This is a genomic window from Corynebacterium sp. HMSC073D01 (assembly GCF_001815555.1).
Lineage (GTDB): Bacteria > Actinomycetota > Actinomycetes > Mycobacteriales > Mycobacteriaceae > Corynebacterium > Corynebacterium glucuronolyticum.
In genome coordinates this window covers 13064-34146 of record NZ_KV821036.1, presented here as the reverse complement: position 1 = coordinate 34146, position 21083 = coordinate 13064, and the positions used below count along the sequence as shown (strand labels likewise).

The window sequence follows — 21083 nt, the reverse complement described above, 5'->3', positions numbered from 1 at the left end:
CAAATTCTCCGCTGGCTGGCAAACGCGCTTTTAATGCGTATACTGGCCAGTACAACCGTTCGGTATTAGTTTTTAAGGAGAATATTCTATGTCACCTGCACTTGGTTTCTTTGGTTGGATTATCGTTGGCGGCCTCGCCGGTTGGATTGGCTCCAAGATTATGAAGACTGATGAGCAGATGGGCTTGTTCCTGAACATCATCGTTGGTGTTGTCGGCGGCTTCCTCGGTGGCTGGGTCCTCAGCCTCTTCGGCCTGGGTGGCTCCACCGGTAACTGGATCCTCAGCTTCATTACCTGCCTCATTGGCGCGTGCTTGCTGCTCTGGATCGTAGGCTTCATCACCAAGAAGAAGTAGCCTCGTCTCTTAGCCCGCCTTCCGCGTTTCACGGAGGGCGGTTTTTTATGTCCCGCGCGGTGGGTCTTGGAGAGACTGGGCTGTCTAGTTTTGCTATTGTTAGGGTATGGCTACAACGAAGAAAGCGAAGAGCAGGAGACGGGACCGGCCGAGCCCGCGTGTGCGGCTGCTGGCCAGCGCAACCAACCTGTTCACCACGGAAGGCATCCGCGTCATTGGTATTGACCGCATCCTCCGCGAGGCCGATGTAGCCAAGGCATCCCTGTATTCGTTGTTTGGTTCCAAGGACAATCTCGTCATTGCTTACATTAATGAGATGGCGCAGAAGTGGACCGAGGAGTTCGAGCGCCGCACGGAGCACCTCACCGACCCCGAGGCAAAGATCAACGCCATGTTCGATCAGGTCATCGACCAGCAGGAGAAGGAGGGCTACCCCGGTTCCCACTTCACCCATGCGGCCAGCGAGTACCCGAATCCGGAGACGGAGAGTGAGCAGAGCATCGTCGCTGCTGTTGCCGAGCACCGCGATTGGATTTTCAACACTTTGACGGAGCTCCTCACCGAGCGCAACGGGTACCCGTCCCAGTCGATCGCCCGTCAGCTCATGATTCTTATCGACGGTGGCATCACCAACGCCCAGCACATGAAGTCCCGCGAGCCCCTCGACCTCGCCCGCACCCTCGCCAAGCAACTGCTCGGCGAACCCGCCGCCGACTACTCCATCTAGCGCAACGGCGCAATAAGTAAAGCTACATGGAAATTTCCTAACCCAGCGCTGCTTCTTGCGATTGCCGAGCGTGCCGGGGTGGCAGCCGCTGCTGTGCGCAACGGCGCAATAAGCGCGCACTGATGTGCAGGATTCGGCGGGGTAAGTGCTGGCGAGTCGGGCTTTGCGCGCCGGGGTGGGCGTGCTCATGTTGCCTTACATCCAGTCGCTGCCGGAGTCGGCCGGTTGTGCGCAACGGCGCAATAAGTAGAGCTGCATGGAAATTCCTTAACCCAGCGCTGTCGCTTGCGATTGCCGAGCACACCGGAGTCGCAGCCGCTGCTGTGCGCAACGGCGCAATAAGTGCGCACTAAAATGACCCACAAATATTGATGCCTCCTCGCGCCTGCGCACCATGTCATCCACGTGTGCGCAACGGCGCAATAAGTAGAGCTGTATGGGAATTCCCTAACCCGGCGCTGTCGCTTGCGATTGTCGAGCGTGCCGAAGTGGCAGCCGCTGCTGTGCGCAACGGCGCAATAAGCGCGCACTGATATGGGCGCGAAATCGGGCCCCGCCCCTACTCGGTAGCCGAGGAAGCCTCCGCCGAGGAAGCTCCCTCCGCCTCCGCCGAAGAATCCGCCGACACCTTCTTCTTCTTCGCAGCAGCCTCCTCCTTCTTCAGCCGCTTCTTCTCCTTCTTGAAGGCCTTGTCCTCCTTCTTCCGCAGCTTCGCCGCATCCTTGAGCGCGCGCCGCTCCGCCACGTAGTCGGAGGCATCGCGCCCGCGCAGCCGCGCCCACAGCGCCTTCACCAGCAGCGTCACCGGCGCGTAGCGTTTGCGGCGTGCGCCGTCGCGGAATTCCTTGAATTCCGGGGTGAGCGGGTGGCGGACAGTCAGCATGGTCCACAGGACGATGAGTTGTGACATGGTCCAGAAGTTGTTCACAAACCAGTAGAAGATGATCGCCACGGGGATGGGGCCGTTGAAGGCGAGGGTGAGGATCATGAAGGGGGTGTAGATGGCGAAGAACACCATGGAGAAGCTCATGTTGACGGCGAAGCCGCTGCGCCAGTCCATTGTCTCAAAGGAGCGGATGGTGGACAGGATCATGTTGAGCGTCATGAAGCAGGTGGCGGCGATGACGATGGGGGTGATGGTGTGGACGAGGTGGTCGCCGGTGGTGCCCAGTTCGTTGAGTTGCGCCTCAGGCATGGAGGCGTAGGCGGCGATGGGCAGCCCGAAGGCGCGTGTTTCCAGGAAGGAGCCGACGTCGGCGGAGGAGAGGAAGCCGACGGACGGGTACGGTGATGTGCCTAGTCCGCCTTCGGGGCGGGCGATGCGCAATACCATGCGGTAGAGGCCGAGGATGACGGGGAATTGGATGAGCATGGGGGCGCACCCGGCCATCGGGTTGACCTCGTGTTCGTTCATGAGCTGCTGGGATTTGCGGGAGAGCTCCGCTTGGCTTTCTTTGTCCAGTTTGCCACGGTAGTCCTCTTTGAGTGAGGCCATGTGTGGCCGCATGATGGCGGTGCGGCGGGCGGAGACGTACATCTTCCAGGCCAGGGGTGCGATGAGGCTGCGGACGGTGATGATGAGGCCGACGAAGGAGAGGATCCAGGCGATGTTTTCGTTGACTCCGAGTCCGCCGTGGAGGAAGGTGTGCCACAGTTTGAGCACGGCGGATACGAGGTAGACGAGTGCGTCCATCACAGCAGCGGCTCCTTTATCAATAGGCTACGAAAGGATATTATCGAGCACGTGAACAACTCGGCAAAACGATTTTCCTGGCTGCAGTTCCTTGGTGAGCTGCTCATCACGCTGGGTGTCGTCTGTTTATTGTTCGCCTTTTATGAAGCCTACTGGACAAACCTGGAGGCGCAGCGCAATCAGGCGCAGGCGGAGCAAAACCTATCGCAGCGGTGGGAGAACCCTCGTCATCGGGTCTCCCCGGAGCTTGGCCAGGCCATGGCGCGCCTCTACATTCCCGCCTTCGGCCCGGATTACCAGTTCGCCATCATCGAGGGCACGGATGAGGAAGAACTAAAAGCCGGCCCCGGCCACTACGAGGATTCCGAACTCCCCGGTCAGCCCGGCAATTTCGCGGTCGCCGGCCACCGCGTGGGTAAGGGCGCGCCGTTTAACGATCTCGGCCATCTCCACGCCTGCGACGCAATCATCATCGAGACGAGCACCACGTGGGAGATCTACAAAGTCCTCCCCATCGAAGACGACCAGAACACGTCCTGCCTGCCACCAGATGTCCAACAGCGCGTCACAACTGGCGATTACAGCCACGTCCAGGGCCGCCACATCACTACCCCCGACGATTACACGGTGGTTCACGCCCTTCCCGGCACCGACGAGGAGGATCCGACCCCGGACATGCTCCCCGTCGTCACGCTCACCACCTGCCATCCGCAGTTTTCCAACGCCGAGCGCATGATCATCCACGCGGTGCACGTCCGCTCCCAGGATAAATCCGCGGACAACACCAGCGTCCCCGCAGAAATGGAGGAATAAATGTACGGTTACCTCTGGCGCGCGCTCCCCGGCCCCGCATGGCTCAAGGCGCTCATCCTCATCATCCTCGCCGTCGCCGTGTTCTTCCTGCTTATGGAGGTTGTTTTCCCCTGGGTGTCCTCGATCATGCCCTACAACGACGTGTCGATTTCCCAGCCAGGGTAGTTGGGGGTAGTTAATTGTCTCAACGTCGTGTATACATGTTTACATGACTGGGTCGGTAATTAGCTTGCGAGTGGATAAGCAGCAAAAGGAACGTCTCGATGCACTGGCATCGAAAACAGGTAGGACGAGTGCGTACTATGTGCGAGAAGCACTGAATGCCTATTTGGACAAGTTGGAATACATATACACTCTGGAAGAAGAGGCAGAAGCTGCTCGTCGTGGTGAGATAGAGACAATCAGCTTGGAAGAGCTTGAGGCTGAGTGTGGTTTGGTCGATTGATTTCACCCCGCGTGCAGCTAAGTCTTTCCGTAAGCTCGACAAACCGATTCAAAAGGAGATTCGCAATTTCCTAAGAGAGGTCTCGGGCTCGGGGGAAAGCTCTAACAGGGTCAATGAGGGGCTTGTGGCGATGGCGTGTCCGTGATTACAGAATCCTCGCGTCCATTCGTGACAGAAAAGTGCTCATCGCAATCGTTGGCATAGGCCACCGCAGCACTGTCTACGATCTATAACCCCAGGTTCCCAATAACCTCCTCGGCCACAAGCTGCGCCTTCACCGATTGTTCCTGGTCAGTGAGCACAACCACGGCCGTCGCCCCCTTGCTCACGGCATACACCGCGCCCCCCTCCACGGGCCCGCGCCCGCCGCTCCACCCCTCCGGCTCCTCCGCCGGCGACGTCTCCGCCACCGGCGCATAGTGGTCGACCACGGCCCGCGCCCCGCCCTCACTCGCCATCTCCCGCACAATCACCGTCAGTTGCGGTTCCTCCCAATACGACCAAAACTGGCACGCCGGCACCTCAAATTGCTTGTCGACGCCCACTCGTAGCACCTTCTGGCCATTCATCTGGGCTACCGCTTGGCTATCCAGGTAGGGGCACTCCCCATCCTCAGCCTGCACTTCCTTAACAACAGGCGGTTCCTCCTGCACCACCACCTCAGGTTCCTCCGCACACCCAACCAAGAACAACACGGGTATAAAGGCAAGCCGTTTGAACATAGGGCATAGGATACCTGTATGGCCACGAACAGACACGCGCCCGGGTTTTCCTATATAACAGTGGGAATCCACATCATCACCGCCCTCCTCCTCGCCGTGACGGTGGCGACGTCGCTCGCCGTCGGGATCCTGGAGTTCATGCAGGTGAGCTTCCTGGCCGTGACCTTCGGCGCGATCTATTACGCGGGTAACCACTTCTTCCACCAGCTAAATTCCACCCAGCACGGCCTGTGGGCGTTCGGGCTGACGGCGCTGTGGATCCTGCTTCTGCCGCATCACCTCTCGGCGGTGTACCTCGTGGCCGCGCTGTACTTCGTCTACCTGCGCAGTTTCGATGAGCGCACGTCCACGGCGGCGATCCTGGGCGCCACGGGCATCGTGATCGTCGCAAATATCCCCACGGGTATCACCGTCGGCGCGGTCGTCGGGCCCCTCCTCGGTGGCGTGGTGACCATCGGCATCGCCTTCATTTTCCGCCGCATGTGGCGGATGTCCGCGGAGAAGGAAGAGCTCATTGACCAGCTGATGAAGACCCGCTCGCAACTGGCGCAGACGGAGCACGAGGCCGGCATGGCCGCCGAGCGTCAGCGCATCGCGCACGAGATCCATGACACTGTCGCCCAGGGATTAAGTTCCATCCAGATGCTCCTCTCCGTCGCAGAAGAAGACATCAAGTCCGGCAAGCCGCAGGAGGAGCCCCTGAAGAAGATCGCCATCGCCAAGAAGTCCGCAGCGGACAACCTTGCCGAGGCCCGCGCCATGATCGCCGCCCTCCAGCCCGCAGCCCTGGCCAAAACAAACCTCGAGGGCGCGCTCGAGCGCATCGCCGAGAACATCGAGTCTGTCGACGTCAACATCTCCGTCGAGGGCGAGGACCGCCAGCTCCCCATGCGTACGGAAACCACCCTCCTCCGCATCGCCCAGGGCGCGCTCGGCAACGTCGTCAAGCATTCGCAGGCCACCGCCGCCCTTGTCACCCTCACCTACGACCCCGACGAGGTGCGTCTCGACGTCGTCGATAACGGCGTCGGCTTCGACCCCGCCCAGGTCGCAGCCCGCCCCCGCGGCCTCGGCCACATCGGCCTCGACGCCATGCGCGAGCGCGCCCGCGAGGTCGGCGGAACCTTGGCGATAGAATCTACCCCAGGCCAGGGGACGGCAATTAGCGTCGCGGTGCCTATTATCAATACAATGAGGGACGAACGAAAGGATGAAACACTGTCATGATCCGCGTCTTGCTTGCCGATGACCACGAAATCGTCCGCATGGGGCTCAAAGCTGTCCTCGACAGTGCCTCTGACATTGAGGTTGTAGGCGAGGTCGCCACTGCCGAGGATGCCATCGCCGCAGCGCAGCAGGGCAACGTCGACGTCATCCTCATGGACATGCGCTTCGGTGCCGGTGCCGAGGGCTCCAAGATGCGCACGGGTGCCGATGCCACCGCCGAGATCAAGCGCACGATGAAGAACCCGCCCGCCGTCCTCGTGGTGACCAACTACGACACGGACGCCGATATTCTCTCCGCCATCGAGGCCGGCGCCCTCGGCTACCTGCTGAAAGACGCCCCGCCGCAGGAGCTCATCTCCGGCGTCCGCTCCGCCGCCGAGGGCGACACCACCCTGTCCCCCGTCGTCGCCAACCGCTTGATGACGCGCGTCCGCGGCCCCAAGACCACCCTCACCCCGCGTGAGCTCGAGGTCCTCCGCCTCGTCGCCGCCGGCTCCTCTAACAAGGAAATCGGCCGCGTCCTCTTCCTTTCCGAGGCAACGGTGAAGTCCCACCTCGTCCACATTTACGACAAGCTCGACGCCCGCTCCCGCACCGCCGCCGTCGCCGCCGCCCGCGAGCAGGGAGTTCTCTAGCGCTTCGTCATCGCCCCGGCCATGAAGGCTAGCGCGCGTCGTCTTTCGGCGTGCGCTTAGTAAACGCCGCCACAAAGATGATGACCGCGCAGATCCCCAAAACGATCTGCAGCCACAGGGCGTTGCTAATTATGGCCAAGAATGCGAAAAAACCGCCAACGATGATCAGGGTGACTTTCATGGTGTCTCCTTTCTCCTTTTAAAACGGATAGCTAAAGCCTACCTTGTCGGCGCCTGCTCTGCCCGCCAACCGGACAGGAAACCCCACCCCGCAAAGCGAGAGGTTTGTGTGCGGCTCTACACCGCCGGTGACAAAAGTTACCGTTTTGTTGCTGCAGATGTGCGGAAACCCCAGATCGCCGAAACCGCTACCCGGCATCGCGTTACCTTTTGTCGCCAGCCCCTCGCCAACCGGGAAGGAAACCTCGAGCCGTCACACCTGCCACCCCGCAAAGCGCGAAGTTTGTGTGCGGCCCTACACCGCCCGTGACAAAAGTTAACGGTTTGTCGCTGCAGATGTGCGGAAACCCCAGGTCGCCGAAACCGCTACCCGGCATCGCGTTACCTTTTGTCGCCAGCTCCCCGCCAGCCGGCCATAATCGACAACCGGACAAGAAGCCCGCACACAGAAAAAAGCGACCTCCCAAAGGGAGGCCGCAAAACAAACTTAAGCCCTCAGCTTCTCGTCGATCTGCCCGGAGATCATGTCCAGGTCGGCGCTGATGGAGCGGTGGGTGGCGCGGCGCTGCTCGGGCGTCATGTGCTCGGCGTTGTCCACGGCCTGCTCGAGCTCGTCCAGGCGCGCGTCCACGTCCTTCTTAAAGCCCACGGGCAGCCCCTCCGTGGCGCGCAGCTTATCCATCCGCACCTTCAGCGGGGCCCCGTGCCCGCCGTGGCTGGCCAGGTCAGCGCCGCTAAACCCGAGCTGGGAGGCCTGGCGGTTGGTGTTCTGCTCCCGCCACTGCGTGACGGCGCGGTAGATGAGCGGGATCGCCAGGGGTGCGAGTGCCCGCAGCGCGCCTGCGTAGCGGTTGACGGTGTCCTTGTTAAAGCGGCCGGCGCGGATCTTCGCCAGTTCCTGCTTGGCCAGCTTGGTGTCTTCCTTGAAGCGCTTCTTCTCCAGCTTGGCGTTGTGCTTCGCCAGGTTCTTCTCGTGCTTCATGAGCAGCTTGTTGAGCTTCAGTTCGTTCTTGGAATCGGCCTTGGCGCGGGCCTCTGCGGCTTTGATCTCAGCCTTGGTCTTTGCACGTGCCTTGCGGATGGCTCCGAAAAGTCCCACGGGTGCTCCTTTAAAGATTCGTCGGTGTTACCCCTCCACCTTACCTGTTGTATATAGTATGTAGCCATGGTGCAGGCCTCGGATTTGGTGGGGTGCCGGTTTAAAGGTGTGCAGCGCCGCCGGTTCCCCGATGCGCCGTACCCGCCGGAGGCCCAGGCCCGCCACGAGCGTCGGCAGCAGGCTGCTGACCAGCTCGTCAGGCTTCTCCCGTACACGAAGGCGATCGGTGACCGTGGCGTTTTCACCCGCGCAGACGCCAATGGGGATTTCTTCGATACCCTCGAGCTCATGGCCGCGCAGACGACGGTCATCACCCATCCGTACATGGATTGCGAGGCCCTCGTCCGCTGGAACGGCGCCTACGCCCCGCTGGTCATGAGCACGCATAAGCTTCTCTACCCCGCGAAGGCGCAGACCAAGGTCGTCGCCACGCAGCGGGTTGGTCTGAGTAAGCCGGTCACGGCGAAGCTTGCCCCGCGTCACCATACGCTCGATGGGTATCGGGTGAGTCTCGCGGACCGGGAGCTCGCCCGCTTGGGTCACGATTCGGGCGTCGCCCTTGTCACAGGTCAGGACCTCGCCCTCTGCGCCATCATCGAGACCGCGCCCCTTGCGGCGCCCACGGACCGCGCCCTTGCCACCCCGGAACCCACGGGTCCCCGTCGCGTCAAGGAGTGTGAGGGTTGCCGTTTCTGGTTCGATTGCAAGAAAATCCTCGAAGCCCGCGATGACATCTCCCTCTTCCTCTCCGGCGATAAGGCCCGCCCCTACATGCAGCGCGGCATCCACACGGTCGACGCGCTCATTGCGTCCGGCAATCGGCTCGCCGCCGCGTGGCGCGCCGGGGTTCCCGCCTTACGGAAGGTTCCTACCTCCGCCCCGCTTTTCGACGTTGAGGTGGACGTGGACATGGAAGCCTACCTCAACCACGGCGTGTACCTCTGGGGCACGTACGACCAACACACCTACCGCCCCTTCGTCACCTGGGGCGAGCTCGGCGGCGAGTCCGAGGCCCGCAACTTTGCCGAGTTCTGGTCCTACCTCATGGACATGCGCGCGTCTTCGCCATCCTTTTGCGCCTTCTGCTACGCCTCCGGCGGAGAAAACCACTGGCTGCGCACCTCCGCCAAGAAGTTCGCGGGCTACCCCGGCGTGCCCCCTGTCGAGGAGGTCAATGCCTTCATCTCCTCCGGCCAGTGGATCGACGTCTTCAAGCTGGTGAAGAGCCAGCTCGTCGGATCTAACGGCCTCGGCCTCAAGGTCATCGCCCCGCTGGCGGGCTTCACCTGGGAGGAAGAAGGTGTCGACGGCGAGGAGTCCATCGAGCTCTACCGCGCCAGAGAGCGCGACCGCCTCCTCCGCTACAACCGTGACGATTGCCGCGCCACCGCCGCCGTCCGCCACTGGCTCGCCCAGGGCGCGCCGGGAATCCCCGATCTTAACCCCTAAAACAGCAGGTCACAGCGGAGTTATAAAAGTTCTAAAAGTTATAAAAGGTTATAAAAGTCGGCTACACTAGGGGCATGAATTTCGTTCGTAATCCGTACAGAGCGACCCTTGGTGCGAACCCGCCCATGCTGGTTGGTAGGGAAGAAGAGATCGAAGAGTGTGACCGAGCGCTTCGCAATGGACCAGGGACACACGAGCGGATCTCCCTCGTCTCGGGACCGCGTGGTGTTGGCAAGACTGTGCTTCTCAATAAGTTCGAGGAGGTCGGGCGTTCGCACTCGTGGTGGGTGATCTCGGAAACCGCTTCGCACGGTTTTATCGAGCGGATTCGCGACGCCGCGTACCAGATCGCGGTTGAACAGCTGCGTTCCAGTAGGACGCGCATCCGTGGCATCTCCCTCCCACATGGATTTGGTGTGACCCTGGAAGATGCGGAGAAGCATTCGCCAAAACTGACGCTTAGAGCAGCGTTGACCGATCTCCTCACCCTGCAGTCGGAAATCGATCGCCACCTCGGACAAGAGCCCGTGGGTGTCTTCATCACGCTGGATGAGCTGCACCACTCTCAACGTGACGAGGTCATCGAGTTTGGCACCACGATCCAACACCTAGTTCGAGAAGATCGCGAAATCGCCGTCGCCATGGCAGGCATTCCCAGTGCGGTGAAACCACTGTTGGCAAGCGACGCTGGCTCTAATCCCGTCACCTTCCTTCGCCGCGCCAATATGATCGAGCTCGGTCTGGTTAGCGACGACGAATCACGCCGGGCCCTGGAAGAACCACTGCTTGATCTCGCTTTTTCCTGGGAACCAGCCGCACTTGACCAGGCCGTAAAGGCATGTGCCGGCTATCCGTTTATGATTCAGCTCGTCGGCCAAGAGGCATTCCTTTGCAGGGAAGGTAACGCCATTACCGCTTCCTCAGTCGCTCGGAGCCTCCCCGTCGCACGCAGAAAGCTCGGCCAACTCGTCCACGAACCCGCGCTTGCCGATCTTTCCGGGAAAGATCGCCAGTTCCTCGCCGTCATGGCGCGCAACGACGGCCCAACCCGTACGTCAGACATCGCGGACCGTCTTGGCGTTGGCGCGTCGTATGTGAGCGTTTATCGCGCACGCCTCATAGAAGCGGGAATCATTGCGGCTCCCAGCTACGGTTACGTGGATTTTGAATTACCGTATCTACGTGAGTACATCCGCAACCAGGAGTGGTCAAAGGAGGATTTCGCCTGATAGGAGCTGAGTTCTAAAAGTTCTAAAAGGTTATAAAAGCAGACTTGCGGACAATTTTGCTGAAACTATACTTTCAACAATTCGTAAAACTGCCGAAACCTGAAAGTATATTTACAGCGTCAGCGCCCACACGGCCACCACGGTCAAAACGCCGCCTGCTACCTGCCACCAGGGGTTGTAGCGCGCCAGACCCGGCTTCTCCGCTTCACCCGAGAGCACCGCCTGTTGCTCCCTCCGCGAGACGAACTGCGCCGGCAGGAACATCGCCAGCGACGCCACCGCCAGCACCGGAAAGCCCGCGAGCAGTCCCAGATTCGTGAGCACCACCCGGTAGTACGCCCCGCGGTTGTGCGCGTACATGCCGGCCCGCACCGCGCCGGGCCCGCCACCCATCCGTGAGGGCAGGAGGAAGCTCATGGCCCCGATGAGTAGCTGTCCGATGAACCCGATGACCAGCGCCTCCGTCGGAACCACGCCCGAAAACGCATATGCAACCAGCCCGCCGATGAGCCACACGATCGACGCCGCCATCGTCAACGCCGCGTACCCCACCCGGTCCCGCGGATCGCGCAGAACGGTGGTGATCTCACGCACCCACCCGGCGGCAGCCCACAGCCAGCCCGCAACATACACAACGAGCCCCACCGCAGACAGGGGAACAATCACCACACCCACCGTGAGGAGCGCAATCGCCACCTCTATCCGCGAGGACTTCATCTGCGTCCGCCACACCATCGGCAGCATCAATGCGAGCGTCGATAGCGCCGTAATCCCCACGAACCCGAGCACCGTAAACGCCACATGCGCCCCGCGCACCATGTCCGAGGGCCGCCATTCCAGCAGCACACCCGCCCCCGCGCCAACCACGAAGCACGCCGCCGCGATCACGTATCCCACGACGGAGCTGGAAAAACGGCGCCCGCGCCGGTATTGCCGCGCCAGCCGCCACCCGTGGTACACCAGTACCCCGACAGCCCCCGCAGCGCCCACGCCGAGCAGCGCCACCATCTCCACAGCCTGGCCCACGAACATGAGCAGGATGAACGCATTGAGGGCAACGCAGCGTCGAAAAGCATCAGAGCGTTGCCGCATGAACTTGTCCGTCCAATACTGCGACCAGTACACAATCGACGTCGTCACCGCGCCCAGCGTGAACGCGTGGATGACAAACCAGCGGGGCTGCGCCGTAACCGCCAGCACAATGACCGCGACAAACCACGCCATGACGGGTACCAGGGCCTTCGTTCTCATGGCCTCAAGAGTAGAACACAGCACACACAGGGTGCCCCCGATACGTCAGACAAGAACTTTCGTTCCGACACCAAGCAACACCCACCCCTGGGGAAAGAAACGAACGTTGCCCATAACCCCCGAAACCGCACAATAAACCACCTATACTGGCACAATCCGCAGAAAAAGAAGGAGCCGCCCCGTGAAAAACCTCTCGTCCCCGTTGCTGGCCATCGGCTTGTGGATCCTGCTTGCCGTGGACGTCATCCTGTTCACCGCCCTCGACTGGAACGCCCTGAGCATGGGGATCATCCTGGTTCCCCTCTTTGCCCTCGCGGTGATCACCACAGTTAGAGCAATAAAAAAGTGCGCAGCACCACAAAAAGTGGCACCGCGCACAAACTAACGGGTTCGCCAGAACCTCTAGAACCTACTTAGCTTTCGCTGCAGCGTAGCGCTCTGCCACGTCGTCCCAGTTGAAGACGTTCCAGACGGCCTTGACGTAGTCGGCCTTGACGTTCTTGTACTGGAGGTAGAAGGCGTGCTCCCACATGTCGAGCATGAGCAGCGGGGTGAAGTTAACGGAGATGTTGCCCTGCTGGTCGGTGAGCTGCTCGATGATGAGGTGGCCGGAGAGGTGGTCGTAGCCGAGCACTGCCCAGCCGGAGCCCTGCAGGCCGGTAGCCACTGCGGAGAAGTGAGCCTTGAACTGCTCGAAGGAGCCGAAGTCAGCCTTGATAGCCTCAGCCAGCTCGCCGGTCGGCTCGCCGCCACCGTTGGGGGAGAGGTTCTTCCAGAAGATGGAGTGGTTGGTGTGGCCACCAAGGTTGAACGCGAGGTTCTTGGTGTAGGCGCGAATCCTGTCGGCGTTGGCCTCGCCGGCACGCTCCTCCTCGAGTGCCTTGAGCGCGGCGTTGGCGCCCTTGACGTAACCTGCGTGGTGCTTGGAGTGGTGCAGCTCCATAATCTCAGCGGAGATATGCGGCTCCAGAGCGTCGTATGCGTAGTCGAGTTCGGGGAGGGTGTAGATATCAGCCATGAATTCGTCCTTTCTTGGTTGTTGACGTGGCCCCCATGATAGGGGAAAATCCGGACTTGTAAAGGGATTCAGAAAAATTTTTTCTACCCCCGCCCCTGACCAGGGGTAAGGTAACCCTATGTTTATTAATGAACCGGTTATGCCCACCCGCGAGTCCGCCCTCAAGGGCGGAAAAACGCCCGTCCTCCCCAACCCGGGCACCCACGCGGTCCTTGGCACTCCACTTGATTCCCCTGGTGCTTACGTCCTATTCGGCCTGGGCTGCTTTTGGGGCGCCGAGAAATTATTCTGGTCCACCCCTGGTGTAATCACCACAAGCGTGGGATTCGCCGGCGGCTACACCCAAAACCCCACCTACCGGGAAGTCTGCACCGGCCGCACCGGCCACGCCGAGGTGGTGAAGGTTGTGTACGATCCGGAAAAAATCTCGTTCGAGCAGTTGGTGAAGATCTTCTTCGAGGCCCACGATCCCACCCAGGGCTTTAGGCAGGGCAACGACGTGGGAACCCAGTACCGCTCATGCATCTTCACTGAGACCGATGAGCAGGCCGAGATCGCCCGCCGCATCGCCTCCGCCTACGCCCCCAAGCTCAAAGAGGCAGGTTACGGCGATCTCACCACCGAGATCCGCGCCCACGTGGACTACTACCTTGCCGAGGAAGAGCACCAGCAGTACCTCCGCAAAAACCCGGGCGGCTACTGCCCCGTCCACGCCACCGGCATCGCCTGCGGGTAGCTACCGGTTGCGGGGGAGTAGTACCCGTGCGAAACTAAGTCCATGCAATCGGGGGATGAATTACTTCTAATCCGCTCACTGGGACCCGGCGAGCGCCTTCACGTCATCGAGGGGTTCCGTGCCGGAAGGATGAAAAGGCTGGCACGCGGTGTCTATTACCCAACCTGGAATTTTTATGGGTTGAGGTCAAATCAGCGTTCGGTTCTTGCTTCTGGTGCACAAGGAGTTAGCGGGCGCCACCTCGTGGGCAGATCCGCAGCCGCTATGTGGGCGTACCCCCACATGCTCTTATCGACGACCTTCCGCCCCGAGGTCCGCGGGCGCACAAGCAAATACGCCGATGGCCGAAATATCCCCGATACCCACATGACGACCACCCCTTTTAAAGGCATCGAGGTCACCCTAACTACCCCGGCGGTGACGGTCATTGATGTTGCCAGGTGGCATGGCCTTTATGAGGCTGTCCGCCTTGGCGACATCCTTGCCCGCAAAGGGAAGCTTACCCGTGCCGACCTCGCGGAAGCCGTCGCTGCCCGCTCGAATTTCGCCAACATCGAGCGTGCCCGCACAGCTGCAATGCTTGTCAACGATCGCTCCGAGAGCCCCCGCGAAAGTGACGTGAAAGTCTCTTTGTACCTAAACAACATCAAGGGCTTCGAGCAGCAAGTGACGATCACCAACTACCGGGGAGTCAGCATCGCTCGACTGGATTTCCTCAACCGCGAACACTCGGTCGGAATTGAGTACGACGGCCGCGGAAAGACGTGGGGCCAGTATGGTCTCTCTGCGGAGGAAGCTGCCAACAATGAGCTCAGCCGCCAGCGCGACCTCGAGTGCGAGGGCATCTTCGTCGTCCGCGTAACCAATTACACCTACACCAACGACGATTGGCTAGCTCAGCTGCGCCGCGCGCTGAAAGTGAATCACGGTCGCGAGTTTCCTGCCGACCGCTGCCTGCCCTACATCAAGGGACCCCCCACCTTTTAGTTTTTGCAGCAGATTCGTCCCAAATCTCCGAAATTAATGGGGGTCCGCTCCAATCTGCTGCAAAAACTAAATCGCTTCGTACGCCCGCGCAATGTCCGCAGCGATCTCGGCACCCCGCGGCGTCGTCACGAGCGCCGAATCGATCTGCGTAATGAGCCGAACCCCGCGCGCAGCGTTCGTCGCGATAGCTCCGATGTACCCTTCGACCTCTCCCGCCCGAATTTCCTTGCGTACCGACGGCCACACCCCCTCAATGAGCTGCTGCGTCGTCCCGAGAAGAAGCTCACCTACGGGCCATTCCAAAGTCCCCGAAGGTGTAATGAACCCCACGTTGAACATGGTCCCCTCGGTCACCACGTCTCCGGTAACCAAAATCGCGTCGTCGGCTGCGACCGCCCGCTGCGCCTCCCACTGTGGGGCCAGGTCGTCGTGCTTCACGCGGGGCAGCTCCCGCACCAATGGATAAAAAGCGCAGCTTATCGGCTCCGAGGGGGGGATCGCCCGCGCGGTTATGTTGAAAGAATCCGCGAAGCAGGAAACGCGGTAGGTGTTTGGTTCCCGCAGCTCCCGCATGGCGTCGACAAGCCCGTCGGGGAGCCCCCGACCGAACAGCGATCGCTGACCGTAGACCAATCTCTCCACGTGCAGGTCGAAGCCCCGCACATGTCCATCGGGGAGGACATTAAACGTGGTGAAGTGGCCTTCCACTTACTTCTTCCTCTTCTGGTTAAGCCAGGAAATGATAATCGGTAGGACAGAAATCCCCACAATAATAATGACGATCGCGTCAATGTTGTCGGCGATGCCGGGGATATTCCCCAGGAAGTACCCCACCGCAACCATCGAGCACACCCAGCCGACGGCCCCCAGAACATTCCAACGCACAAACGAGGTGTAGTGCATCTCCGCCGTTCCGGCTGCTAGCGGAACATAGGTACGCACAATCGGCACGAACCTCCCAAGTACCAGCGCCAACGGGCCATGCTTGGCAAAGAAATCCTCCGCACGCTGCAGATACTCCGTCTTGAGCACGCGGGCATCATCCTTGAACAGCCGCCTGCCAAACGTCTTCCCCAGCCAGAAACCAACCTGATCCCCGAGGAACGCCGCGACGATAGCTACCCCCAGGATCCACGGCACCGTCAGGTGGAACGTCTCGCGCAGAATCGTGGCCGTGACCAGCAAGGAATCGCCGGGCAGGAAGGGGAACAGGAATCCCGACTCGATGAACACGACGATTGCAAGGCCGGGCAACACGAACGGGCCGAAGGCCTCCAGTAGTGCGCCGGCATCGAGAATATTAGAAAGGGACATGCGGTTCTAAAGCTCCTTCGCGCGAAAAGATGACAAACCTACAACCTACACCGAAATGCATTGCGGGTGGGGCGCGGCCTGGGGTTTGGGCATCTTTCCCGTCCGCAACCGAGATTGCATGCAGATGTCTCCGCGGATTTTGCTGCCCTCCGCCCGCCGACGGGCTCCAGTTTGGGCGTTCGTAAACTGTATTTCCCCAGTTCACCTAAAGGCGACAACTACATTCGGCCGATGTGTGGAGATCGCCGTCCCGGGAACCCCACCACCCCCGCACCCAAAACAATTCCCTAGCACCTATGCCGCATCCCATCTCCAAAACTCGGCCGGATTTCACCTAGGCCTCTGCATTTCCCCAGTTCGCCTGAGGGTGAAAACTAAATCCGGCCGACTTGTGGAGATAGCCTCCCCAGGGCCGATGAAAACACTCCCACAACAGTCCTCTGACGATTGTGTGTGATAGTTCACCATCGTCCGTGGGCTGAATTCCAAACCAGCCGCTAGAGGTAAATATCACACACGAAAAGTAGGACATCGGACATCTGAACTTGTTACGGTCAAGGTAGTCGAACTCGCAGTCATTGATGGAAAGGAACAAAATGGATGTGACGTTCAAACGTCGGCTGGTAGCAGGTGTCTCTACGCTGGTCCTTGTAATTGGGTTGGTCCCTGCGGCCACCGCCCAAGACGTAGGCGCGCAGGACACAGAACAGTCCGTAGCTGCATCCCCCGATGCTGTTGTCGTCGCTCAACCCGACGATTTTATGCCCAACTATCGCATCCCCGGCATCGCGCGCCTGGCTGACGGCACTCTCTTAGCCGTCTTCGATGGCCGTCCGGAGCATGGCGATTCGCCAGCTCCGAATTCCATTCTCATGAAAACCTCGACGGACGATGGTGCAACCTGGTCACAGGTGACAGTTGTTGCTGCGGGGCATCCCGGTGCAGCAAGTGAAAAATTCGGTTTTTCCGATCCGTCGCTTATCGTCGACAAAGAGACTGGCGACATTTTCGTGCATTCCGTGTACTCGAAGGAGGCCGGGTTCTGGAACGGGCGAAAAGGCGCAGATGATAAAGACCGCAAGGTTCAATCTTCCGCTCTTCATGTGTCCAAAGACAACGGCAAGACGTGGGAGACTCGCTACATCACAAAGGATGTGAAGCCTGAAAATGCCCTTGGGCATTTTGCTACCTCCGGCCACGGCATCCAGATCTCCCAGGGTGCCCACAAGGGTCGTCTCGTCCAGCAGATGATTGGTCGCATCGAAGGCCCCTCCTCAGGCCAGGTACGAGTTTCCGCTTGGTCAGCGTACTCTGACGATCACGGAAAGACGTGGACTCACGGTACTCCCGTCGGCTCACTCATGGATGAGAATAAGGTTGTCGAGCTTACCGACGGTACTTTGATGATGAACTCCCGTGCCCACAACACCTACAACGCCAGGTGGGTGGCGTACTCCCATGATGGCGGCGAAACGTGGTCGGAACCTGAGTTGGATGAAACACTCCTTGATCCGCGTAACAACGCCTCCATCATCACCATCGGCGAAAAGGAGCTGCTTTTCTCCAACGCGAACTCCACAAAGCGTGAGAACGGCTCGATCCGTTACTCGTGTGATGACGGCAAGACGTGGCCGGTTGTTCGTTCCTATTGGACGGGCTACCACGCCTACTCTGACCTGGTTGACCTTGGTGATGGTGACTTCGGCGTCCTCTTCGAAGGTGTCGACGGTGCTATCCACTACAAGAAGCTCAACAAGGAATGGCTGAAGTCTTTCTGCGCGGGCTTTGAAATTCCTGACGTAGCCGTCACTCCTGGGCATAAGACAATAGTGAAGGCCACCGTCAAGAATGACGATTCGACCACGCTGCCTGCTGGGAAGGTGAACGTCGAAAAGCTACCAAACGGGTGGGAGTCTGAGACCGTAACCATCGATGCCCTCGCGCCGGGGGAGAGTCGCACCATGAGCGTCCCCGTGACGGCGCCAGCGCACGTTTACCAGGAGGAGATCCAGCCTGAACTGGTCATTCGCGCGGGTGACTACCGTCTGCGCGCGGACATCACTTTCACAAATGATGCCCCCAGCACCTACGTTCCGGAGGTGAGCATCACGCCCACCGTCCCTGACGTCGGGCCTCTCAGTGAGGGGGAGTCCATCCCCGTGTCCTTCACCGTGGAGAACACAGGCGACGCGATGATTGATGTCGTTCCCATCGCAGGGGAGGGAATGAAACCTTTCTTGCCACCTGAACCTGGTAACTGCCGTTACCGCAATCTCGCACCGGGGAAGTCCTACACGTGTGACATTCCTCGCTACACGATCACTGCCGATGATGTGGAGAAGGGAGAGGTGAATATCTCCACGGCCTGGGAAATTACGCCTATTGGTCTGCCGAATGCGGAGGCCAAGGTAGTAAAGATTGACGGGCCGACATTTGTCATTCCTGCCACTACGCCGGGTCTCGATGTCCGGTACGGGAAGCCCACTGTTTCTGACGGTTATGTGGATATTCCCGTCACAATCCGCAATAAGGGCAATGTGCCCTTAACAGTGGATTCGGTTACGTTGGCCCCCGGGGACTCGAGTGAAGTGCACGTGAGGCACGCGGTCGATGGCGACGGCATTGTAAGAATTCCGGAAGCCGGTTTCGTGGGATTCTCTGGGAAGACCCGCGTCCACGCAGGTGCGGATACCCTCGTGGTCAAGGTGAGCGGTGACAAGGCCGAACTTGTCACTGAGGAAACCAAGAGCGACGATGCACTCAACATCGCAGCGATTGTTCTCGGAACCATCGGAGCATTGACTGGTTTGCTCGCCCTCTGCCAGCAAGTGCTGAACTTCCTCCACAGGTAGTTAATCATTAAAAAGTGCCCCGCGAGGGCACTTTTCTTTTTAAAACCGGAAAACAATTCCTTAGTAGCCATGCTGAGCCCTACCCGCCTCCAAAACCCGGCCGAATTTCACATACGCCGAGCAAATCTAATACCCCAGGTGCTTACGTGCTACAACCTAAACACCCACAAACCGCCACGGCCCGCGATAGCGATACCCGCCCCTGGCAAAACCTAGACGGATCTTGCCTCCTTTCTACGGGGCCGAAGGTCCCCCCAGGTGGTCGCATCTGCTGTCTCAAATCCTGGTCCATTTTGTTTGCGCGCACTCCAGCAGCCCCCGCCAAAAAACCACCACGCACCAAGTCACACCCGTGCCTCCCAGGCAAAAAGCAGAAGGATATCCCTGGGGTGCTCACCCATCATTACAGTCCGGCGCATCTGCCGAGGAACAAACGTCTACCTTTTCCAGCGCTCCGCAGTAGTCCCACACGTAACCACCGAAATAGCTTCCAAAACTGTCACTTGGGCAGCCGCATACGGGGTGCACATACCTCCAGACAAAAATGAACAGTCTGCAGCTGCAAGTGTGTTAAAACCCCAGGTGGTCAAACGTGCTGCCATGCAAAACGGTAACTTTTGTCGCCCCCAGGACGCAACCACCCCAAACCCGCAGGACGCAACCACCCCAAAAAACCCCAAAAAACCCCAACCCCCCAAACCCCGCTAAACTCGAACACCGTGCGCGTGCTCCTCATAGATAACCACGATTCGTTCACCTACAACCTCGCCCACCTGGTCTTCCAGGCCGCCGGCGTGATGCCGGAGGTGGTCCTGGCGGAGGACGTAACCGAAGCGCACCTTAATAATGCGGACCGCATCATCGTGTCCCCTGGTCCCGGCCGCCCGGAGGAGTACCCGTGGTTTCCGGGCATTTTCCGTGATCCACCCGCCCCCATCCTCGGCGTTTGCCTGGGTTTTCAGGGCATGTGCATGGCCTTCGGCGCCACCCTCACCCGCGCTGAGCATCCCCGCCACGGCGAGGTCACGGAGGGCCACACCCGCTATCATTCCCTCGCCATCACGGACCTCCCCGAAACCCTCGAGGCGACGGAGTGGGCGGCGGATGGCACGCTCATGGCCGCGCGCCACCGCAGCCTCCCCATTTCCGGCGTGCAGTACCATCCGGAGTCCGTTGCCTCGTCCGGCGGGCTTGCGCTCATGCGCGAGTTCCTGGCGCCGCATCTGTGGGTGCAGCCGGTTTCCGGTTCGCCCGAGGAGTTCATCACGTGTTTCGCGGATGAGGAGAATGTGGCGTGGCTGGATTCCTCAGATGGTTCGGGGTGGAGTTTTCTGTGCACCGGCGATACCGTGGGGCCGATCCGGTCCTCGAGCCCCTTAGGCCAGGTGGGTGTGATCACCTACGAGGGGGAGGAGCGTTTCATCGAGGTCACCCGCGCGATCGTCGTCAGCCCGACGGGCGCCGCCTGGGCGCTTGGCACCGCACCGTGGCAGCCAAAGCTCACCGCCCCGGTTCCCCGCGAGCCGGTCCCGCGCACGCCCCGCACGTTCCGTTTCGGGCGCGCCGCGTACCTGGACAAAATCAAAGCCTGCCAGGAGTTCATTGCCCGCGGTGATTCTTACGAGCTGTGTCTTACTAATTCCATTTCCTTCGCCTTCCCCGCCGATCCGCTCGCGGTGTACCTCTCTCTCCGCCGCGAGCACCCCGCCCCCTTCGCCGCCTACCTGCGCCTTTCTGGCACTGAGGTCCTTTCCACCTCACCGGAGCGCTTCCTTCGGCTTGTCGACGCTCACCTGGAGGCCAAACCGATCAAGGGCACCCGCCCCCGTGGTCGCTCGCCTAAGGAGGATAAAGAGTTAGCCCGGGACCTCGCCACCTCCGTCAAGGACCGCGCCGAAAACCTCATGATCTGCGACCTCCTCCGCAACGACCTCGGCCGCGTCGCCGTCCCCGGCAGCGTCACGGTCCCCGTCCTGTGCGGCATCGAGTCCTTCGCCACCGTCCACCAGATGGTCTCCACCATCACCGCCGAGCTCCTCCCCGGCAAAACGCCCGTCGACGCCCTCCGCGCCGCCTTCCCCGGTGGCTCCATGACGGGAGCCCCCAAGGAGCGCTCCATGGAGATCCTTGACGAGCTCGAGGAGCACCACCCCCGCGGCGTCTACTCCGGCGCGATCGGCTACATCACTGCCGAGGGCACGATGGATTTCTCTATCGTCATCCGCACCATCGTCGTCGAGGGAGGGGTCGCCACCTACGGCACGGGCGGCGCCATCACCCGGCTGTCGGATCCGGAGGAGGAGTGGGAGGAGATTCTCGTCAAGGCTCGCCCCATTCTCAAGTAATTATGT

Annotated in this window: 23 protein-coding genes; 15 read left to right on the top strand and 8 right to left on the bottom strand. The window is 60.4% G+C overall.

Translation table 11 applies throughout. From position 1 onward, the window contains the following. Window positions 1-88 precede the first annotated feature (88 nt). Window positions 89-355, top strand: coding sequence for a GlsB/YeaQ/YmgE family stress response membrane protein (locus HMPREF3044_RS05695; RefSeq protein ID WP_070739890.1), 267 nt, complete (start codon window positions 89-91; stop codon window positions 353-355). Window positions 356-461: 106 nt separating this feature from the next. Further along, entirely contained in the window at window positions 462-1082 is a 621-nt protein-coding gene (locus tag HMPREF3044_RS05690; protein ID WP_070739887.1) for a TetR/AcrR family transcriptional regulator, read from the top strand. Between the two features lie 559 nt (window positions 1083-1641). Here the strand turns inward: HMPREF3044_RS05690 and yidC are convergent. After that, on the bottom strand, window positions 1642-2775 hold the full coding sequence (gene yidC, locus HMPREF3044_RS05685; protein WP_070739884.1) for a membrane protein insertase YidC: 1134 nt from the start codon (window positions 2773-2775) through the stop codon (window positions 1642-1644). Window positions 2776-2826: 51 nt separating this feature from the next. Between yidC and HMPREF3044_RS05680 the strand changes: the two genes are divergently transcribed. The 4 genes from HMPREF3044_RS05680 to HMPREF3044_RS13370 all read left to right on the top strand — a co-directional run bounded on the left by HMPREF3044_RS05680 (window position 2827) and on the right by HMPREF3044_RS13370 (window position 4266). Further along, the gene (locus HMPREF3044_RS05680) at window positions 2827-3588 is read left to right on the top strand and encodes a class E sortase (RefSeq protein ID WP_070739881.1); all 762 of its coding nucleotides are present in this window, start codon (window positions 2827-2829) and stop codon (window positions 3586-3588) included. Further along, a complete protein-coding gene (locus HMPREF3044_RS13090) occupies window positions 3589-3753 on the top strand; it encodes a hypothetical protein (protein WP_168167237.1) in 165 nt (54 codons plus the stop codon). A gap of 70 nt (window positions 3754-3823) precedes the next feature. Continuing rightward, window positions 3824-4033, top strand: coding sequence for a type II toxin-antitoxin system RelB family antitoxin (locus HMPREF3044_RS05675; RefSeq protein WP_371326114.1), 210 nt, complete (start codon window positions 3824-3826; stop codon window positions 4031-4033). 113 nt (window positions 4034-4146) lie between these two features. Beyond that, window positions 4147-4266 carry a type II toxin-antitoxin system RelE family toxin gene (locus tag HMPREF3044_RS13370; RefSeq protein WP_246820913.1) on the top strand — a complete coding sequence of 40 codons (120 nt, stop codon included), beginning with the start codon at window positions 4147-4149 and terminating at the stop codon, window positions 4264-4266. On the opposite strand, the gene HMPREF3044_RS05670 is transcribed toward HMPREF3044_RS13370, so the two are convergent. Continuing rightward, window positions 4261-4755, bottom strand: coding sequence for a DUF2020 domain-containing protein (locus tag HMPREF3044_RS05670; RefSeq protein ID WP_083318121.1), 495 nt, complete (start codon window positions 4753-4755; stop codon window positions 4261-4263). The two genes, HMPREF3044_RS13370 and HMPREF3044_RS05670, sit on opposite strands and share 6 nt — an antisense overlap. Before the next feature lie 18 nt (window positions 4756-4773). On the opposite strand from HMPREF3044_RS05670, the gene HMPREF3044_RS05665 reads away from it, so the two are divergent. Both HMPREF3044_RS05665 and HMPREF3044_RS05660 read left to right on the top strand, forming a co-directional pair. Next, window positions 4774-5982 (top strand): sensor histidine kinase, encoded by a 1209-nt coding sequence (locus HMPREF3044_RS05665; protein ID WP_070739875.1) that lies wholly within the window; start codon window positions 4774-4776, stop codon window positions 5980-5982. Then, a complete protein-coding gene (locus HMPREF3044_RS05660; protein ID WP_005394511.1) occupies window positions 5979-6617 on the top strand; it encodes a LuxR C-terminal-related transcriptional regulator in 639 nt (212 codons plus the stop codon). Before HMPREF3044_RS05665 ends, HMPREF3044_RS05660 begins: the two co-directional genes overlap by 4 nt. 28 nt (window positions 6618-6645) lie before the next feature. Here the strand turns inward: HMPREF3044_RS05660 and HMPREF3044_RS13085 are convergent, their stop codons facing one another. Continuing rightward, the gene (locus HMPREF3044_RS13085) at window positions 6646-6798 is read right to left on the bottom strand and encodes a hypothetical protein (RefSeq protein ID WP_005394512.1); all 153 of its coding nucleotides are present in this window, start codon (window positions 6796-6798) and stop codon (window positions 6646-6648) included. Between the two features lie 486 nt (window positions 6799-7284). Continuing rightward, window positions 7285-7896, bottom strand: coding sequence for a DUF6474 family protein (locus HMPREF3044_RS05650; protein ID WP_070739869.1), 612 nt, complete (start codon window positions 7894-7896; stop codon window positions 7285-7287). A 66-nt stretch (window positions 7897-7962) separates the two neighbouring features. On the opposite strand from HMPREF3044_RS05650, the gene HMPREF3044_RS05645 reads away from it, so the two are divergent. Both HMPREF3044_RS05645 and HMPREF3044_RS05640 read left to right on the top strand, forming a co-directional pair. After that, window positions 7963-9345, top strand: coding sequence for a TM0106 family RecB-like putative nuclease (locus tag HMPREF3044_RS05645; RefSeq protein ID WP_070739866.1), 1383 nt, complete (start codon window positions 7963-7965; stop codon window positions 9343-9345). Window positions 9346-9419: 74 nt separating this feature from the next. Continuing rightward, window positions 9420-10574 (top strand): AAA family ATPase, encoded by a 1155-nt coding sequence (locus tag HMPREF3044_RS05640; RefSeq protein WP_198481458.1) that lies wholly within the window; start codon window positions 9420-9422, stop codon window positions 10572-10574. Between the two features lie 111 nt (window positions 10575-10685). Here HMPREF3044_RS05640 and HMPREF3044_RS05635 read toward each other — a convergent pair whose 3' ends face one another. Further along, complete coding sequence (locus HMPREF3044_RS05635) at window positions 10686-11849, bottom strand: hypothetical protein (RefSeq protein ID WP_246820911.1); 1164 nt, start codon at window positions 11847-11849, stop codon at window positions 10686-10688. 157 nt (window positions 11850-12006) lie between these two features. On the opposite strand from HMPREF3044_RS05635, the gene HMPREF3044_RS05630 reads away from it, so the two are divergent. After that, window positions 12007-12210, top strand: coding sequence for a hypothetical protein (locus tag HMPREF3044_RS05630; protein WP_070739863.1), 204 nt, complete (start codon window positions 12007-12009; stop codon window positions 12208-12210). 24 nt (window positions 12211-12234) lie between these two features. On the opposite strand, the gene HMPREF3044_RS05625 is transcribed toward HMPREF3044_RS05630, so the two are convergent. Then, complete coding sequence (locus HMPREF3044_RS05625; RefSeq protein WP_070739860.1) at window positions 12235-12843, bottom strand: superoxide dismutase; 609 nt, start codon at window positions 12841-12843, stop codon at window positions 12235-12237. 118 nt (window positions 12844-12961) lie between these two features. On the opposite strand from HMPREF3044_RS05625, the gene msrA reads away from it, so the two are divergent. Continuing rightward, window positions 12962-13579, top strand: a complete 618-nt coding sequence (msrA, locus tag HMPREF3044_RS05620) for a peptide-methionine (S)-S-oxide reductase MsrA (RefSeq protein WP_005388077.1) — start codon at window positions 12962-12964, stop codon at window positions 13577-13579. A gap of 282 nt (window positions 13580-13861) precedes the next feature. Beyond that, entirely contained in the window at window positions 13862-14566 is a 705-nt protein-coding gene (locus tag HMPREF3044_RS05615) for a hypothetical protein (protein ID WP_141759645.1), read from the top strand. Between the two features lie 66 nt (window positions 14567-14632). Here HMPREF3044_RS05615 and HMPREF3044_RS05610 read toward each other — a convergent pair whose 3' ends face one another. Both HMPREF3044_RS05610 and HMPREF3044_RS05605 read right to left on the bottom strand, forming a co-directional pair. Then, window positions 14633-15274 carry an aminotransferase class IV gene (locus HMPREF3044_RS05610; RefSeq protein WP_070739854.1) on the bottom strand — a complete coding sequence of 214 codons (642 nt, stop codon included), beginning with the start codon at window positions 15272-15274 and terminating at the stop codon, window positions 14633-14635. Continuing rightward, window positions 15275-15880: a DedA family protein gene (locus HMPREF3044_RS05605; protein ID WP_005388083.1), complete on the bottom strand. Its 606-nt coding sequence runs from the start codon at window positions 15878-15880 to the stop codon at window positions 15275-15277. A 596-nt stretch (window positions 15881-16476) separates the two neighbouring features. Between HMPREF3044_RS05605 and HMPREF3044_RS05600 the strand changes: the two genes are divergently transcribed. Further along, on the top strand, window positions 16477-18732 hold the full coding sequence (locus tag HMPREF3044_RS05600) for an exo-alpha-sialidase (protein ID WP_070739850.1): 2256 nt from the start codon (window positions 16477-16479) through the stop codon (window positions 18730-18732). Between the two features lie 719 nt (window positions 18733-19451). Then, on the top strand, window positions 19452-21077 hold the full coding sequence (gene pabB, locus HMPREF3044_RS05595; protein ID WP_070739847.1) for an aminodeoxychorismate synthase component I: 1626 nt from the start codon (window positions 19452-19454) through the stop codon (window positions 21075-21077). The last annotated feature ends 6 nt before the right edge of the window (window positions 21078-21083 follow it).